Genomic DNA, 16,608 nt, shown 5'->3' on the forward strand with positions numbered 1-16,608 from the left:
GGTTGGGGGTGGCGAGCACGAAGAAGAACGAATACCCCCGTACCCCCCCCAGCCCCTCTTCTAACACCGACGCCCGCCCCGCCCCCACACCCACCCCCCCACCCCCCCTCCCCCGCGACCGCGCCCGTGGTCCGTATGGATCGGGCCCTCATGCTCCACACCCCTACTGAAGATCAATCCTTCTTGCGAACAGCTCGCAATTATGCCTCAAGTAATGGGCGTGTAAGGCACGGGTGCCCTACGGATTCCGGACTACGCCCAGGTCAGGGCGGGGGCAGCGCGACGAGGGCGGCCAGGGCCTCCTTGTGCCGCCCGGCCGTGCCCAGGGCGATGGAGTCGGCCTTGGCGCGTTTGAGGGCGAGATGGACAGGGTGTTCCCAGGTCATGCCGATGCCGCCGTGCAGTTGCAGGGCCTCCTCGGCGGCGCGTACGGCGACGGGGGACGCGTAGGCCTGCGCGAGGGCCGTCGCGAGGGCGGGCTCGTCGCCGGTGGCCAGGGTGTCGCCGCCGGCGGCCAGGGCGTCGCCGCCGGTGGCCAGGGTGTCGGCGGCGTGCCGGGCGGCGGCGCGCAGGTTCACCACGTCCAGCCAGACCTGGGCGAGCCGGTGCTTGAGCGCCTGGAAGGAGCCGACGGGGCGGTTGAACTGGTGGCGCTCCTTCGTGTGGCGCACGGTCTCCGTCAGGCACCACTCGGCGAGACCGAGCTGCTCCGAGGCGAGCAGCCCCGCCCCGGCGCGCAGGCCGCGGCCCACCGCCGCGTCCGTGTCCGCGGTGAGCAGGCGCCCGGGAGCCGCGTCGAAGGTGACCGTGGCGAGCGGGCGGGTGCGGTCGAGGCAGGTCAGCGCGGTGACGGTGACGCCGCCCCGGTCGGCGTCGACGGCGAACAGGCCGCCGTCGCACGGGACGAGGAGCACGTCGGCGGCGGCCGCGTCCGCCACGCCGGGCACCTCGCCGCGCAGGACGCCGTCCGCGTACCGCGCGAGCGGATACGCGTCCCCGGGAGCGGCGGCGAACGGCACGGCGAGCGCGCCGACCGTGCGGCCCGACGCCAGGGCGGCGAGCAGGCCCGCGCCCGCGTCACCGCAGGCGAGCAGCGTCTCGGTGGCGATGACGGCGCTCGTCAGATACGGCACGGGCGCCACCGCGCGCCCCAGCTCCTCCAGGACCACGGCCGCCTCGCGGTGCGTGGCGCCCTGCCCGCCCCGGTCCTCCGGCACCAGGAGGCCGGCGAGGCCCATGCCCTCGGTGAGGGCCTTCCACAGCTCGCGGTCGTGCGGCTCGTCCGATTCGGTGCGGGCGAGGACGGCGGCCGGGTCGCAGCGGTCGGCGAGGAGGGCGCGCACGGCGGAGCGGACCGCCTCCTCTTCCTCCGTGTAGAGCAACTGGCTCGGCGAGGTCATCGGTTCAGGTCCTTCCAGGCGACGTCCTTGTCGGTGCGCGGTTCCTGCGGCAGACCGAGGACGCGCTCGGCGACGATGTTCAGCAAGACCTCGCTCGTGCCGCCCTCGATGCTGTTGCCCTTGGCGCGCAGATAGCGGTAGCCCGCCTCGCGCCCGAAGAAGTCGACCGCCTCGGGCCGCCGCATGGTCCAGTCGTCGTACAACAGCCCCTCCTGGCCGAGGAGTTCGACCTCCAGGCCGCTGATGGCCTGGTTGAGGCGGGCGAAGCCGAGCTTCATGCCGGAGCCCTCGGGGCCCGGCCTGCCCGCCACGAGCTGCTGCCGCAGGCGCTCGCCGGTGAGCCGGGCGACCTCGGCCTCCACCCAGAGGGTGAGCAGGCGCTGGTGCAGGTCGTGGGTGCGCAGCTCCGGGCGCTCGCGCCAGGTCCGCGCGAGGGGCTCGATCATGCCGCCCTCGCGCGGCAGACGGGTGCCGCCGATGGCCACGCGCTCGTTCATGAGCGTGGTCTGCGCGACCCGCCAGCCGTCGCCGGCCTCGCCGAGCCTGCGGTCGTCGGGGATGCGGACGTCGGTGAGGAAGACCTCGTTGAACTCGGCCTCGCCGGTGATCTGGCGCAGCGGGCGCACCTCGACGCCCGGGTCGGTCATGTCGCACACGAAGTACGTGATGCCGCGGTGCTTGGGCACGTCCGGGTCGGTGCGGGCGATGAGGATGGCCCAGCGGGCGAGGTGCGCGCTGGACGTCCACACCTTCTGCCCGTTCACCACCCAGGTGTCGCCCTCGCGCACCGCGCGGGTGCCGAGCGCCGCGAGGTCGGAGCCCGCGCCGGGCTCGCTGAACAGCTGGCACCACACCTCGTCACCGACCCACAGGGGCCGCAGGAAGCGGCGCTTCTGCTCCTCGGTGCCGAAGCCGAGGATCGTCGGCGCCGCCATGCCGAGGCCGATGCCGATGCGGCGCGGGTCGTTGTCGGGGGCGCCCGCGGCCTCCAGCTCGGCGTCCACGACGGCCTGGAGGGAGCGGGGCGCGCCGAGGCCGCCGAGGCCCTCGGGGTAGTGCACCCAGGCGAGCCCGGCGTCGAAGCGGGCCTTGAGGAAGGCGCCGCGCTCCGTCGTCCCCGGCGGGTGCGCGGCGAGGAACTCCCGAGTGCGGCGGCGCAGTTCGGTGGCCTCACTCACGCGGCCGCTCCGTCCGCGAGGCCGGGCAGCACGACGACGCGCCCGGTGGTGGCCCCGTCGGCGACGCGCTGCACGGCCGCCGCCGCTGCGGCCAGCGGCACCCGCTCGCTCACCAGGGGCTTGACCACGCCCTTGGCGGCGAGAGCGGTGAGGTGCTCGTGGCAGTCGAGGACGGCCCGCGGGTCCTTCGTGGCGTACAGGCCCCAGTGCAGGCCGACGCTCGAGTAGTTCTTCACCAGGGCGTGGTTCAGGGCGGGCGCCGGGATGGTGCCGCTCGCGAAGCCGACGACGAGGACGCGGCCCTCGAAGGCCACGCACTTGGCGGACTGGGTGTACGCGGCGCCGCCCACGGGGTCGTAGACCACGTCGGCGCCGCGCCCGCCGGTGGCGACCTTCACGGCCGCCACGACGTCGTCGGCGTGCCGGTCCACGACCGCGTCACAGCCCAGTTCGCGCGCGACAGCGGCCTTCCCTGCGCCGCCGACGACGCCGATGACGCGGGCGCCCGCGGCCTTGCCGAGCTGCACGGCCGCGCTGCCGACGCCGCCCGCCGCCGCGTGCACCAGGAGCGTCTCGCCCGCCTGGAGCCGGGCGCGCCGGTGCAGCCCGAACCAGCCGGTCTGATAGCCGATGTGCAGGGCCGCGGCCTCGGCGTCGTCGAGGACGTCCGGGGCCGCGAGGAGGGCGGCGGCGTCCGCGACGGCGTACTCGGCGAAGCCGCCGTACGGCAGCACGGGGTTGGCGATGACGCGACGCCCGTCCGCCGTCTCGCCGCAGATCTCCACGCCGGGCGTGAACGGCAGCGGCGGGGTGATCTGGTACTGGCCGCGGCACAGCAGCGCGTCCGGGAAGTTGACGTTCGCTGCCCTGACCCTGAGCAGCACCTGACCGTCGCCGGGTACCGGCGTGGCCGCCTCTTCGAGCCGCATCACCTCGCCCGGCTCGCCGTTGCGGGGTACGTGCCATGCGTGCATGCGGGGCCTCCACGGGGCGTCGGTGGACCGTGCTCCAGCGCATACTAAGCGGTCGCTTGCCCCAAGGGAACAGGGTCAGGCCTCCCCCGCCTTCCTGGGCTTGGCCCGTACGTGCATGCGCTCGCCCTGCGGCCCGAACAGGCTCAGGAACTCGGCGGGGCCCTCACCGGTGGAGCCGAACCAGTGCGGCACCCGGGTGTCGAACTCGGCGGCCTCGCCCGCGGTCAGCACCACGTCGTGCTCGCCGAGCACGAGGCGGAGCCGCCCGGACAGGACGTACAGCCACTCGTAGCCCTCGTGCGTCCTCGGGTCGGGTTCGACCGTGCGCTGGGGCTCGATGACCTTGTACGCCTGGAGTCCGCCGGGCTGGCGCGTCAGGGGCACCATCGTGCGGCCGTGCCGCACGATGGGTTGGGCGCGGACGCGGGGGTCGCCGACGGGCGGGGCGCCGACCAGCTCGTCCAGGGGCACCTGGTGGGCGCGGGCGATGGGCAGGAGCAGTTCGAGGCTCGGCTTGCGCCCGCCCGACTCCAGGCGCGAGAGGGTGCTGACGGAGATGCCGGTGGCGGCGGAGAGCCCGGCGAGCGTCGCGCCGCGCTCCTTGCGGATCTTGCGGAGGCGGGGGCCGACGGCGGTGAGGACCTGGTCGGTCTCGCCGCCGTCCGCCACCGGCGCCTCAGGGGGGTGTGTCTCTTCGCGTGCCATGCGCTCATTGCAGAATCGGCAACGCGTGATGTCAAACCCGCATCAACAGCCCCCGCCCGGAGGCGTCAGCGGGCGAAGACCTGGAACGCCACCGCGGGGACCCCGCCGAAGCGGGGCGCGAGCTGCTCGGCGATGCCGCCGAGGAAGGAGCGGCAGTATTTCTCCGGGTCCTCGTCGGTCAACGCCTCCAGGTAGGCGCGGTGTTCGAGCAGCGACTGGACGGAACGCTCCAGGCCCGGGCGCGCGTCCGCCGCGTGCGTGGGCCGGTCGGTCCCGGCCACGGCGATCCAGCGCACCCCGTTCCACGGCTGAAGGCCCTGCTCGATCAGCTCCGGGAAGATCCAGCGGTTGCCCGCGTCGGCGACCGCGTCCAGGGTGGCGCGGCCGACGGCGACGTGGTCGGGGGTGTTCCAGGCGACGCCGCCCCACGTGTCCTGGTAGTTGAGCGTCACGACCAGTTCGGGCCGGTGCCTGCGGATCGCGGCGGCGATGTCGCGGCGCAGCGCCGTGCCGTACTCGATCACGCCGTCCTTGTGGTCGAGGAACTCGACGGTGTCCACGCCGACGACGGCGGCGCTCGCGCGCTGCTCCCGCTCCCGCACGGGCGCGGCCTCGGCGGGCGCCAGGGTGTCGATGCCCGCCTCGCCGCGGGTGGCCAGGAGGTAGGCCACCTCGCGCCCGGCGTCCGTCCAGGAGGCGATGGCCCCCGCGCAGCCGTACTCCAGGTCGTCCGGGTGGGCGACGACGGCGAGGGCGCGCTGCCAGTCCTCCGGCATGGGGGCCAACTGCTCGGGCGCGCTCGTACTTGTGCTCTGCGGCTCGGTCATGCGCGCAGCCTAAGCGCTCCGCTGGGTTCACCGTGCCGTGCCGTCGTTCGCCTGCGGGGTCTTCGTGGCTGGTCGCGCCCACGCGGCGGAGCCGCATCTCGGCACAGCCCCGCGCCCCTTCGGGGCGCTTCCACCGTGCAGCGGGCTTCATCATGCCCGCTCGGCCGGTGTCAGATCTCGCCCCGCACCAGGTCGAGCAGCCGCCCGACGACCCGGTCCCCGCTCGCGCGGAGCCCGTCGTGCTCGTACTCGTCGGTGACCCAGGTGCGCAGGTGCCCGATCGCGCGGGCGGTGCGCAGGGACGCGGCGGTGTCGACGTACAGGTCGTCGTGGTAGACGGCGGCGGCCGCCGGCACCTCGTTCGCGGCCAGGCGCTCGGTGTCGTACAGCGGGGCCCAGTCGGCGCGTTCGGCGAGCAGGTCCGCGGTCTCGCGCAGCGGGCGGAGCGTCGGGTCGCAGTCGAACATCCAGCGCTGCACGGCCTCCCCGGTGAACAGGACCGGTTCGCCGCCCGCGAGGCTCTTGCCCGCGTCGAACGCGGGGAACTCGCCGCGCACCCGCTCGGCCGACCACGCGGTGGGCCGCCCGCCCTGGGCGTAGCAGGCCTCGTGCAGCAGCGCGTACAGCGGGTGGCCGGCGTACGACAGGAGGGCCTGGACCCGCTCCTGGAAGGCGTCCGACAGCTCATGCCCGCCTGCGGTGCGCACGAAGGCGTCTTCGAGGAGGTAGTGCAGGCGGTGGCTGCCGTCGCCGGTGCCGAGCAGGATGCCCAGGGACTGGAAGGCCTCGACGGTGAAGCGGTAGCCGCCGTTCAGGACCGGCTCGTGCTCGGCGGCGTACTCGGCGACGCGGCGGGCCCGTTCGGCGTCCTGGGGGTAACGGGCGTAGTGGGCGAGGGACTTGCGCTCCATGCGCGGGTAGGCCGCGCGGTACACGTCGTCCGCGTGCCCGTCGAGCGTCGGCAGGCCGCCGGTGATCAGCGCGGCCTCCAGGCCCTCGGGCGCGGCGGACAGGTAGTGCGTGGCGCAGAAGCCGCCGAAGCTCTGGCCGAGGACGGTCCAGGGGGCGCCTCCGGTGACCTCGCGTCTGACGGCCTCGCAGTCGCGCACGATCGCGTCGGCGCGGAAGTGGCCGAGGTAGTCGGCCTGTTCGCGGGGGCCGCCGCGCAGCGGCAGCGTCTGGCGTCCCGCGGGCGTGGACGCGCCGGTGCCGCGCTGGTCGAGCAGCAGGACGCGGTAGTCGCTGAGGACGCGGCCGAGCCAGGCCTGCTTGCCGCTGAAGCGGTCGGCCCCGAAGCCGGGGCCGCCCTGGAGGTACACCAGCCAGGGCAGGTCCGCGTCCTGCCGCGCCGCCGCCACGCACTCCCGCGCGAACAGCTCTATCCGCTCCCCCGCCGGGTCCGCGTGGTCGAGCGGGACACTGAACCGGCGGTCGGTGAGCACGACTCCGGGCTGACGGTAGGTGTGGCTCAAGGCGTCTCCTCGACAAGGTGTGACAGGGAACGGTCCCGGGGGAAGCGGAACCGTCCTAGTTGAGCACACCGACTTCCGGGGCTCGTGTGGCGCCGCCCGCGCAAGTACGCTCGGGCCATCCGATGATCGACGAGGAGGAACGCACCATGCGTGTCGCACTCTTCCTGACCTGCGTCAACGACACGCTCTACCCCCGCACCGGCCGCGCCACCGTGAAACTCCTGACCAGGCTGGGCGTCGAGGTGGACTTCCCGGAGGCGCAGACCTGCTGCGGGCAGGCGCACTACAACACCGGCTACCGCCGTCAGGCGGAACCGCTAGCCCGGCATTTCTCCGATGTCTTCCAGGGGTACGAGGCGATCGTGACGCCGTCCGGCTCGTGTGCGGCGATGGTGCGCGAGCTGTATCCGCGCCTCGGTGAGCGGGCCCGGGCCGAGGGCCGCGGCGGCGGGCTCGCGGCGGCGGTGGCGCCGGTGGTGCCCCGGACGTACGAGCTGACCGAGTTCCTGGTGGACGTCCTCGGCGTCACGGACGTCGGCGCCTGCTACCCGCACACGGTGACCTACCACCCGACGTGCCACGGCCTGCGCTCGCTCGGGCTCGGCGACCGGCCGGAGCGGCTGCTCGGCGCGGTCAAGGGGCTCGACCTCGTGGAGCTGCCGGGTGCCGAGGAGTGCTGCGGCTTCGGCGGCACCTTCGCGGTGAAGAACGCCGCCGTGTCGGCCGCGATGGGCGCCGACAAGGTGCGGAACGCGGAGTCGACCGGCGCCGAGGTGCTGTGCGCGGCGGACAACTCCTGTCTGATGCACATCGGCGGCACGATGTCCCGGCTGCGGACCGGCATGCGGACCGGCATGCGGCCCGTTCACCTGGCCGAGATCCTGGCGAGCACGGAAGAGGAGCCCCTGACATGAGCGGCACCTTCGTGGGCATGCCCGCGTTCCCCGAGGCGGCGCGGGCCGCGGTCGGCGACGCGAGGCTGCGCGCCAACCTGCGCCACGCCACGCACACCATCCGCGACAAGCGCGCCAGGGCCGTCGCCGAACTCGACGACTGGGCACTCCTGCGCGAGGCGGGCAAGCGCGTCAAGGACCACACGCTGCGTCACCTCGACCGCTATCTGTTGCGCCTGGAGGAGGCGGTGACGGCGGCGGGCGGCACCGTGCACTGGGCCGCCGACGCGGACGAGGCAGGCCGCATCGTCACCCGGCTCGTCCAGGAGACCGGCGAGACCGAGGTCGTCAAAGTCAAGTCGATGGCCACCCAGGAGATCGGGCTCAACGAAGCCCTGGAGGCGGCGGGCGTGCGCGCCTACGAGACCGACCTCGCCGAGCTGATCGTGCAGCTCGGCCGGGACCGCCCCTCGCACATCCTGGTGCCCGCCATCCACCGCAACCGCGGTGAGATCCGGGACATCTTCGCCACGGAGATGGGGCGTTGGGGCCGGCCCGCCCCGGACGGACTCACCGACACGCCCGCGGACCTCGCCGAGGCGGCGCGCCTCCACCTGCGGGAGAAGTTCCTGCGCGCCAAGGTCGGGATCTCCGGCGCCAACTTCATGGTCGCCGAGACCGGCACGCTCGTCGTCGTCGAGTCCGAGGGCAACGGCCGCATGTGCCTGACGCTCCCGGAGACCCTGATCTCCGTCGTCGGCGTCGAGAAGGTCGTACCGACGTGGCGGGACCTGGAGGTGTTCCTCCAGACCCTGCCCCGCTCGTCCACGGCCGAGCGCATGAACCCGTACACGTCGATGTGGACGGGCACCACGGACTCCGACGGCCCCCGGGCCTTCCACCTGGTGCTGCTCGACAACGGCCGCACCGACGCGCTCGCGGACGAGGTGGGCCGCCAGGCGCTGCGCTGCATCCGCTGCTCGGCGTGCCTCAACGTGTGCCCGGTGTACGAGCGGGCGGGCGGGCACGCCTACGGCTCCGTCTACCCGGGGCCGATCGGGGCGATCCTCAGCCCGCAGCTGCGGGGCACGGCGAGCGCGGTCGACGCGTCACTGCCGTACGCCTCCTCGCTGTGCGGCGCCTGCTACGAGGTGTGCCCGGTGGCCATCGACATCCCCGAGGTCCTGGTGCACCTGCGGGAGCGGGTCGTCGAGGGCGGCGAGGTGACCCGGCGCGGGGTGAAGGTGCGGCTGCGGCCCGCCAGGGGGCACGCGGCGGAGCGGGCGGCGATGCGGGCCGCGCGGTGGGTCTTCGGGCATCCCGGCGCCCTGCGCGCGGGCCAGCGCCTCGCCTCCCGCACCCGGGCCGCGCACCCCCGGTCGCTGCCGGGGCCCGGCCGGGCGTGGAGCGCCACGCGGGACCTGCCGCCGGTGCCCGCGGAGCCGTTCCGCGACTGGTGGCGGCGTACGCGCGGCGAAGGGAGCGGGACGTGAGCGGCAGGGAGGTGATCCTGGGCCGGATCAGGCGCGCGCTCGGCCCGGAGCCGGACGGCGCCCACGATCCGTACGCCGACTACGGGACGGCCGTGCCGCGTGACTACCTGCGCGAGCACGGGAAGCGCACCGAGGCCGCGACGGTCGACCTGCTCGCCGAGAACCTCGCCGACTACCGGGCGGTCGTGCACCGCGTGGACGCGGACGGCCTCGCGGAGCTACTCGCCCAGCTGCTCGCGGCGCGGGGCGCGGGGACGGTCCTGGTGCCGCCCGGCCTGCCGCCGTGGTGGCTGAAGGCCACCGACGCCGTCCGCGTCCACGACCGGGCGGCCGACACACCGCAGGACCTCGACCGGGTCGACAGCGTCGTCACGGGCTGCGCGGTCGCCATCGCCGAGACCGGCACCATCGTCCTCGACGGCTCCCCCGACCAGGGGCGCCGCCGGATCACGCTGGTCCCCGACCACCACGTCTGTGTCGTACGCGTTCCCGAGCAGGTCGTCGCCTCGGTGCCGCTCGCCCTCGAACGGCTCGATCCGCGCCGCCCGCTCACCTGGGTCTCCGGCCCCTCGGCGACCAGCGACATCGAACTGGACCGGGTCGAGGGCGTGCACGGCCCGCGCACCCTTGAGGTGGTGCTGGTGAGCGGGGTGTGACCGGCGCGGTTAGCGTGAGGGAATGATCCGGTTCGAGCAGGTGACCAAGCGCTACCCGGACGGCACGACGGCCGTGGACGACCTCTCCTTCGAGGTCGCCGAGGGCGAGCTGGTCACGCTCGTCGGCCCGTCCGGCTGCGGCAAGACGACCACCATGATGATGGTGAACCGGCTGATCGAGCCGACGTCCGGCCGCATCTACGTGGACGGCGCGGACATCGCGGGCGTCGACCCGGTGCGCCTGCGCCGCCGCATCGGCTACGTCATCCAGCAGGTCGGCCTCTTCCCGCACCGCACGGTCCTCGACAACACGGCGACCGTGCCCGCGCTCGTCGGCTGGAAGCGGGCCAGGGCGCGGGCCCGCGCCGCCGAACTCCTCGACCTGGTGGGCCTCGACCCGAAGACGTACGGTCCGCGCTACCCCGAGCAGCTCTCCGGCGGGCAGCGCCAGCGCGTGGGGGTCGCCCGCGCACTGGCCGCCGACCCGCCGGTGCTCCTGATGGACGAGCCGTTCGGCGCCGTCGACCCGGTGGTGCGCGAACGCCTCCAGAACGAGTTCCTGAGCCTTCAGCGCACCGTCCGCAAGACCGTCCTGATGGTCACGCACGACATCGAGGAGGCGGTGCGGCTCGGCGACCGGGTCGCCGTGTACGGGCAGGGCCGCATCGAGCAGTTCGACACGCCGGGCGCGGTGCTCGGCACGCCCGCCACCCCGTACGTCGCCGAGTTCGTGGGCGCCGACCGGGGGCTCAAGCGCCTTTCGGTGACCGTGATCGAGGCGGACGACCTGGAGCAGCCGCCGGTCGCCCGCCTCGAGGAGCCGGCCGCGCAGGCCGCGGCCCGGCTGCGGGCCGACGGCGCGCGCTGGGCGATGGTCCTGAACGCCGAGGGCGATCTGCACGGCTGGGTCGGCGTCGACGAGGTCGCGCTCGCCGGGGACGGCGCCACGGTCGGTGACCTGGCCCACCGCATGAACGCCTGGCTGCCCGTCGGAGCCTCCCTGAAGCAGGCCTTCGGCGTGATGCTCCAGCACGACGCCGGGTGGGTCGCCGTGGTCGACGGCGCCCGCTTCGTGGGCGTCCTCACCCCCGCGAAGCTCCACGAGGCGCTGCGGCGCTCGGTGGACGCGGATGCCCAAGGGGTGGGCAGGGACGAGGTGGAGTTCGACTCCGTCGCCGACGCGTGACGCTGCGCTGTGCTGGGGCGGTTCCCGGTGGGTGCCGCCTTGTGTGGTCTCTCGGCCGCGCGCCTGCTGTGGTTGCCCGCGCAGTTCCCCGCGCCCCTTCGGGGGCTCTCCTCAGACGCGGCGGGCCAGGGTGGCAGGTGCGGTGCCGCCGTCCTACAGCAGGCCCTTGGCCTGGAGGTACTTCTTCGCCACGTCCTCGGGGAGTCTGCGCCAGCTGTCCACCTGGCGGTTCATGTCGGCCAGGTCGTCCGTGGTCAGGACCGTGTTGAGGCGGGCGAGCGCGCGGGCCACGCCCTCGCTGCCCGCGCGGGAGCGGTTGACGACAGGAACGACGTAGTCGGCGTTCTGGAGGTGCTTGTCGTCGGCGAGCAGCACGAGGCCGAACTCGTCGAGGGTGGCGTCGGTGGACGTGGTGAGCACCATCTGGTCCCGGCCGCTCTGCACAGCCTTCTTGGCCTGGGTGGTGCCGACGCCCTTGGGGTCGACGGAGGTGACGTCGATGCCGTACACCGTCTTCAGGCCGGGCTCGCAGTAGGGGCGCCGCACGCACTCGTCGCCCGCGGCGAGCCGCACCTTCAGGCCCGATCTGCCCAGGTCGGTGAGCGTTTTGAGGCGGTGCTCGCGGGCATAGGAGGCCGCGACCGCGAAGGCGTTCTGGTCGACGGCCCGCCCCGGGTCGAGGACGCTCAGGCCGCGCGGGGCGGCGAGGTCGCGCAGGGCCTTCATGGTGGTGTCGAGGTCGGGTGAGCCGACGGGCTCGGCGTCGGCGCCGTTGACCTTGGCGTTCAGCCAGTCCGCGAAGGTCGCCGCGTACTCGGGCACGACGTCGATCTGGCCGGACTCCAGGGCGGGTTCGTACAGCTCCCGGTTGGCGACGGACAGGAACTCCGTGCCGTAGCCGGCCTTCTCCAGGAGCTGGGCGTACATGTGCGCGAGCAGATCGCTCTCGGTGAAGCCCGCCGAGCCGATGACGAGGTGCTTGCTGTCGCCCGGCGGCAGGCTGGCCTCGCCCCGGTTCTCCAGGGAGGGCCCGGAGTCGCAGCCGGAGGCCAGCACGGCGGCCGCGAGGAGCACGCCGGACAGCAGGCGGGTGCGCCGGGCCGTCGCGGCGGGCCGCCCGCGCCGGGGGCCCCGGGCACAGCGGACGCGCCACGTCATGGAGTTCTCCTTCCGCGCGCCGTGCGGGACCGGCCGGGTGTCAGCCGCTCCGCCGCCTCGAAGCACGCCTCGACGACCAGGGCGAAGGCGGCCACCAGGACCGCGCCCGCCACCACCTGCGGGGTGCTGGCCAGGTTGAAGCCCGCGGTGATGATCCGGCCGAGCCCGCCGCCGCCCGCGAGCGCCGCGATGGTGGCCGTGGCGACCAGCTGCACGGCGGCGATGCGCACCCCGCTCATGATCAGCGGCAGCGCGAGCGGCGCCTCGACCCGCCACAGCATCTGCCATCCCGTCATGCCCATGCCGCGCGCGGCCTGGACGACGCCCCGGTCGACCTCGCGCATCCCCACGTAGGCGTTGGTGAGCAGCGGCGGCACGGCGAACAGGACGAGCGCGACCACGGTGGGCCCCTCGCCCCACTTGCCGACCGGTGTGAGCAGCAGCAGGACCAGGACGGCGAAGGTCGGCACGGCCCGGCCGACGTTGGAGATGTTCACGGCGAGCGCCCCGCCCCTGCCGAGGTGGCCGAGCACGAGGGCGACGGGCAGCGCGACGAGGCAGCTGATCAGCAGGCACACCACCGTCAGGACCAGGTGCTGGACGAGCCGGTGCCAGATGCCGCCGTCGCCCGACCAGTGCGCGGACGTGCTGAGCCAGTCCCAGGCGTCGCCGAGGGTCTTCACGCGCGCCCCGCCCTGGTCCAGGGGGTGAGCAGGCGCTGGACACCGAGCAGCGCCACGTCGGCGGCGACGGCGATGACCACGCACAGCACGGAGGCGGTGAGGACCTGCGCCTTGAAGTAGGTGTTCATGCCCGCGTAGATCAGGTTGCCGAGGCCCCCGAAGCCGACGATCGCGCCGACGGTGACGAGCGAGACGGCCGAGACCGTGGCGATGCGCAGGCCCGCCATGGCGGCGGGCAGCGCGAGCGGCAGCTCCACCGTGAGCAGCAGCCGGATCGGCCCGTAGCCCATGCCGCGGGCGGCCTGCCGGGTCTCCTCGGGCACGGCGCGAAGCCCGGCGAGGATGTTCCGTACGAGCAGCGTCAGGGAGTACAGGACGAGCCCGGCCACGACGAGCGACGCGGACAGGCCGTACACGGGCAGGAGCAGCGAGAACATCGCGAGCGACGGGATCGTGTAGAGGACGGTGGTGACGGCGAGGACGGGTCCCGCCGCGATGGCCCAGCGGCGGGCGGCCACGGCCAGGGGCAGCGCGACGGCAAGCCCGATCAGGACGGAGACGGCGGTCAGCTCCAGGTGCTGGAGCACGGCGTCGAGGAGGATCCGGCGGCGGGTGCTCAGGTACTCGCCGCAGATCCACTCGTTGCGGGCCAGGCAGTCGTCCGGGGGCGTCATCCGTCCATTCCACCGGCGGCGACGCGGTCCGGCGCGTCGTGCTGGCCCGTACGGGGGCCGCGCCCTGTCGGCCGGACGGCCCGAGGCCCTAGATTGTGGGCCGGTGCGTCCAGGGAGGACTGTTGGCTGTCGGACCCGCGACCGGCGAGACCGTCTACGAACCGGTGCCCTGTTGGGCGAGGATCCCGCACGGGATCTGGCTCCAGGAGGCCACGTCCGTCGCCGTCGACTCGGCCGACCGGGTGTACGTCTTCAACCGCGGCAACATGCCGGTCCTGGTCTTCGACCGGGACGGGAACGTCGTCGGCATGTGGGGCAACGACACGCCGTTCGCCGGCACTGAACTGATCGAGAACCCGTACGGCACCCTGACCCCGCGCTGGAAGGGCTGCCGCTTCCTGCACCCGCACGCCGTCACCGTCGACCACGAGGACCACCTCTGGCTCGTCGACGACATCGGCAACAAGATCACCAAGACGGACCGCGAGGGCACCCCCCTGCTCGTCCTCGGCACCGGGAGCCCCACCGGCTTCCAGAGCGGCGAGCCCTTCAACCGGCCCACGGACGTGACCGTCTCCCCGCTGACGGGCGACGTCTTCGTGACCGACGGGTACGGCAACTCCCGGGTGCACCGCTTCGACGCGCGCGGCCGCCATCTGCTGTCCTGGGGCGCGCCCGGCTCCGACGAGGGCCAGTTCAGCCTCCCGCACAACATCGCCCTCCTCGGCGACGACGCGGTGATCGTGTGCGACCGCGAGAACCACCGCGTGCAGGTCTTCTCCCTGGACGGCGAGTTCCGCGCCTCGTGGCACGCCCACAAGGCCGTCGCCGTCTGCGCGGGCAAAGGCGCGGACACCCGCGTGTACGTCGCCGAGCAGGGCCCGCCACCGGTCCAGTACGGCGTGCCCGGGCTCGGCCACCAGGTGCGGGTCCACGACCGGGAGGGCCGCCGCGTCGCCTCGCTCGGCGCGGAGCTGCCCGGGGAGGCCCCGCACCAGTTCAACTGGCCGCACAGCGTGGCCGTCGACTCCGAGGGCAGCGTGTACGTGGCGGAGGTGTCCTACGTCGAGGTGGGCAGCAAGCTCACCCCGCCGCGCGAGCTGGTGAGCCTGCGCAAGTGGCGCCGCGCCCGGGGGTGAGGCCCTCCGAGGGCCCTCGGCCCCGGCACCGCGGACCGCCGGGGCGGCACGAGCGGCGGCCGACCGGTTCCCCGTGTACGCCTTCGCGAATCGCCGCCGGGTGGGCGGGACCCCGCCGGATGGCATGAACTCGCCCTTCACCCAGGGCATTTAAGGCCATACCGCCGCAACGGGACTCCTTGACACCCCGGATTGGTATAGGCCAACATCCGGCACGGTCGCCCGCTTCGCCGCGGTCAACCGATCCCGACCGCACTGCCCGTCGCGCGCCCCTGTGGAGGTCTCCCATGGCAAGCTCCCGTCACCCCCACCTCACCCGCCTTGCCAACTCCGTCCTCCAGCCGGGGTTCGTGGGCACGACCGCGCCGGACTGGGTGCGGCGCAGGATCGCCGACGGGCTGGCCTCCGTGGTGTTGTTCGGGCGCAACATCGAGAGCCCGGAGCAGGTCGCCGCGCTCACCGCCGCGCTGCGCGCCGAGAACCCCGACCTGATCGTGGCCATCGACGAGGAGGCGGGCGACGTGACCCGCATCGCCGCGCGCACCGGCGCCTCCTGGCCCGGCAACCTCGCCCTCGGCGCCATCGACGACCCCGACCTGACCGAGCGCGTCGCACGCGACATCGGCCGCCAGCTCCGCGAGATCGGGGTGTCCCTCGACTTCGCGCCGAGCGCCGACGTCAACTCCAACCCGATGAACCCCGTCATCGGGGTGCGCTCCTTCGGCGCCCGCACCGACGTCGTCTCCCGGCACACGGCCGCCTGGATCCGGGGGCTCCAGTCCGCGGGGGTCGCCGCCTGCGCCAAGCACTTCCCCGGCCACGGCGACACCAACGTCGACTCGCACCACGGCCTGCCGCGGTTCACCGCCGACGCCGAGGACATCGCGCGGACGGCCCTGCCGCCGTTCACCGCCGCGATGGAGTCGGGTGTACGGGCCGTCATGACCGCCCACATGCTGGTGCCCGCGTACGACCCCGAGCTGCCCGCGACCCTCAGCCCCGCGATCCTCGGTGACGTGCTGCGCGGCCAGTTGGGCTTCACCGGGCTCGTCGTCACCGACGGCATCGAGATGAGCGCCGTGTCCGGCCCCTACGGCATCGCGGGCGCCACCGTCCGCGCGGTCACCGCGGGCGTGGACGCGGTGTGCGTCGGCGGCGAGAGCGCCGAGCAGTCCACGGCCGACGACCTGCGCGACGCCCTGGTGCGGGCGGTGCTCGACGGCACGCTGCCCGAGGAACGCCTGACCGAAGCGGCCGCCCGCGTACGGGAGTTCGCCGCCTGGTCGGCCGGTCTCGCCCGGGAGGCCGCCCCGGCCGCCGACGCCTCCGACATCGGCCTGGTCGCGGCGCGGCGCGCGGTCCGCGTCCACGGCGAGTCCGCCGCCAGGCTGCCCCTGGCCGCCGCCCCGCACGTCGTCGAGCTGTCCCCGGCGATGAGCCTCGCCGTCGACGGCGCGACCCCCTGGGGCGTGGCCGAGCCGCTGCGCGCGCTGCGCCCCGGCACCACGTCCGTGCGCGTCGGGGAGGCCGAACTCACCCGCGCGGCCGACCTGCTCGACCGCGTCGCCCTCGCCCCCGCCGGCGGCCGGGAGCTGGTCGTGGTGGTCCGGGACGCGGCCCGGCACCCCTGGATGGCCAAGGCGCTCACGGACCTGGTGAACAGCCGCCCCGACGCCGTCGTCGTCGAGATGGGCGTGCCCGCGGGCGACCGGGTCGGCGCCGCCTATCTGACCACCTACGGCGCCACGCGGGTGTCCGGGATCGCGGTCGCGGAGGTGCTCGCCGGGGCCGCGTGAGCGTAGTTCCGCCGCCACGGCGGCCTACTCACACGTGCCGACACGTGCCGATACGAAGCACTCAGCCGCGCCCGTGCAACGCCGCGCACCAGGCGCGCGAGCGGCGTGCGGGAATCCCTCCCGCACGCCGCTGACCAGTACAGACGCCGCCATTGCGGACGTCAGGTGAGCAGCCGGTCACACCAACACAGCCCCTGGGGACGGGTCTTGACTCCACCGGTGGCCTAGTCCATCTTTGGAGCACCCAAGAGCTGGTCTAGTCCTTTGCGGCCCCGCGTCGGGCCGCCGTCCCGCCACGCCACCACCGTCGCTCGAACCGACCCGCCGGGGCGCGCCGCGCCCGGCCCCTTCCCTCACGGCCAGAGGAACATCGC

Annotated in this window: 15 protein-coding genes; 6 read left to right on the forward strand and 9 right to left on the reverse strand. The window is 74.1% G+C overall.

Features of this window, described 5'->3' with window-relative positions; all coding sequences use genetic code 11:
* Positions 1-263 precede the first annotated feature (263 nt).
* From AC07GB_RS06200 to AC07GB_RS06225, 6 genes are all read right to left on the reverse strand, one after another.
* Positions 264-1,400 carry an acyl-CoA dehydrogenase family protein gene (locus tag AC07GB_RS06200; protein WP_478842083.1) on the reverse strand — a complete coding sequence of 379 codons (1,137 nt, stop codon included), beginning with the start codon at positions 1,398-1,400 and terminating at the stop codon, positions 264-266.
* Positions 1,397-2,578, reverse strand: coding sequence for an acyl-CoA dehydrogenase family protein (locus tag AC07GB_RS06205; protein ID WP_478842084.1), 1,182 nt, complete (start codon positions 2,576-2,578; stop codon positions 1,397-1,399). The genes AC07GB_RS06200 and AC07GB_RS06205 overlap by 4 nt, the downstream gene beginning before the upstream one ends.
* The gene (locus AC07GB_RS06210) at positions 2,575-3,552 is read right to left on the reverse strand and encodes an NADPH:quinone oxidoreductase family protein (RefSeq protein ID WP_478842086.1); all 978 of its coding nucleotides are present in this window, start codon (positions 3,550-3,552) and stop codon (positions 2,575-2,577) included. The genes AC07GB_RS06205 and AC07GB_RS06210 overlap by 4 nt, the downstream gene beginning before the upstream one ends.
* 75 nt (positions 3,553-3,627) lie before the next feature.
* Positions 3,628-4,257, reverse strand: coding sequence for a helix-turn-helix domain-containing protein (locus AC07GB_RS06215; RefSeq protein ID WP_478842088.1), 630 nt, complete (start codon positions 4,255-4,257; stop codon positions 3,628-3,630).
* A 65-nt stretch (positions 4,258-4,322) separates the two neighbouring features.
* Entirely contained in the window at positions 4,323-5,084 is a 762-nt protein-coding gene (locus AC07GB_RS06220; protein ID WP_478842090.1) for a PIG-L deacetylase family protein, read from the reverse strand.
* 170 nt (positions 5,085-5,254) lie between these two features.
* Complete coding sequence (locus AC07GB_RS06225; RefSeq protein WP_478842092.1) at positions 5,255-6,556, reverse strand: alpha/beta fold hydrolase; 1,302 nt, start codon at positions 6,554-6,556, stop codon at positions 5,255-5,257.
* Positions 6,557-6,702: 146 nt separating this feature from the next.
* Between AC07GB_RS06225 and AC07GB_RS06230 the strand changes: the two genes are divergently transcribed.
* From AC07GB_RS06230 to AC07GB_RS06245, 4 genes are read left to right on the forward strand one after another with little or no spacing between them, the layout of a single operon-like run.
* Complete coding sequence (locus AC07GB_RS06230) at positions 6,703-7,470, forward strand: (Fe-S)-binding protein (protein WP_478842094.1); 768 nt, start codon at positions 6,703-6,705, stop codon at positions 7,468-7,470.
* Positions 7,467-8,942, forward strand: coding sequence for a lactate utilization protein B (locus AC07GB_RS06235; RefSeq protein ID WP_478842096.1), 1,476 nt, complete (start codon positions 7,467-7,469; stop codon positions 8,940-8,942). The genes AC07GB_RS06230 and AC07GB_RS06235 overlap by 4 nt, the downstream gene beginning before the upstream one ends.
* The gene (locus tag AC07GB_RS06240) at positions 8,939-9,598 is read left to right on the forward strand and encodes a LutC/YkgG family protein (protein ID WP_478842098.1); all 660 of its coding nucleotides are present in this window, start codon (positions 8,939-8,941) and stop codon (positions 9,596-9,598) included. The genes AC07GB_RS06235 and AC07GB_RS06240 overlap by 4 nt, the downstream gene beginning before the upstream one ends.
* A gap of 22 nt (positions 9,599-9,620) precedes the next feature.
* Complete coding sequence (locus AC07GB_RS06245; protein ID WP_478842100.1) at positions 9,621-10,784, forward strand: ABC transporter ATP-binding protein; 1,164 nt, start codon at positions 9,621-9,623, stop codon at positions 10,782-10,784.
* 153 nt (positions 10,785-10,937) lie between these two features.
* Here AC07GB_RS06245 and AC07GB_RS06250 read toward each other — a convergent pair whose 3' ends face one another.
* From AC07GB_RS06250 to AC07GB_RS06260, 3 genes are read right to left on the reverse strand one after another with little or no spacing between them, the layout of a single operon-like run.
* Positions 10,938-11,942, reverse strand: a complete 1,005-nt coding sequence (locus tag AC07GB_RS06250) for an ABC transporter substrate-binding protein (RefSeq protein WP_478842102.1) — start codon at positions 11,940-11,942, stop codon at positions 10,938-10,940.
* Positions 11,939-12,625 carry an ABC transporter permease gene (locus tag AC07GB_RS06255; protein WP_478842104.1) on the reverse strand — a complete coding sequence of 229 codons (687 nt, stop codon included), beginning with the start codon at positions 12,623-12,625 and terminating at the stop codon, positions 11,939-11,941. The genes AC07GB_RS06250 and AC07GB_RS06255 overlap by 4 nt, the downstream gene beginning before the upstream one ends.
* The gene (locus AC07GB_RS06260) at positions 12,622-13,299 is read right to left on the reverse strand and encodes an ABC transporter permease (protein WP_478842106.1); all 678 of its coding nucleotides are present in this window, start codon (positions 13,297-13,299) and stop codon (positions 12,622-12,624) included. Before AC07GB_RS06260 ends, AC07GB_RS06255 begins: the two co-directional genes overlap by 4 nt.
* 122 nt (positions 13,300-13,421) lie before the next feature.
* On the opposite strand from AC07GB_RS06260, the gene AC07GB_RS06265 reads away from it, so the two are divergent.
* Both AC07GB_RS06265 and AC07GB_RS06270 read left to right on the forward strand, forming a co-directional pair.
* Positions 13,422-14,438: a peptidyl-alpha-hydroxyglycine alpha-amidating lyase family protein gene (locus AC07GB_RS06265; RefSeq protein ID WP_478842108.1), complete on the forward strand. Its 1,017-nt coding sequence runs from the start codon at positions 13,422-13,424 to the stop codon at positions 14,436-14,438.
* 287 nt (positions 14,439-14,725) lie between these two features.
* Positions 14,726-16,234 (forward strand): glycoside hydrolase family 3 protein, encoded by a 1,509-nt coding sequence (locus AC07GB_RS06270; RefSeq protein WP_478842110.1) that lies wholly within the window; start codon positions 14,726-14,728, stop codon positions 16,232-16,234.
* The last annotated feature ends 374 nt before the right edge of the window (positions 16,235-16,608 follow it).

It is taken from the genome of Streptomyces sp. NPDC045778, assembly GCF_056431945.1.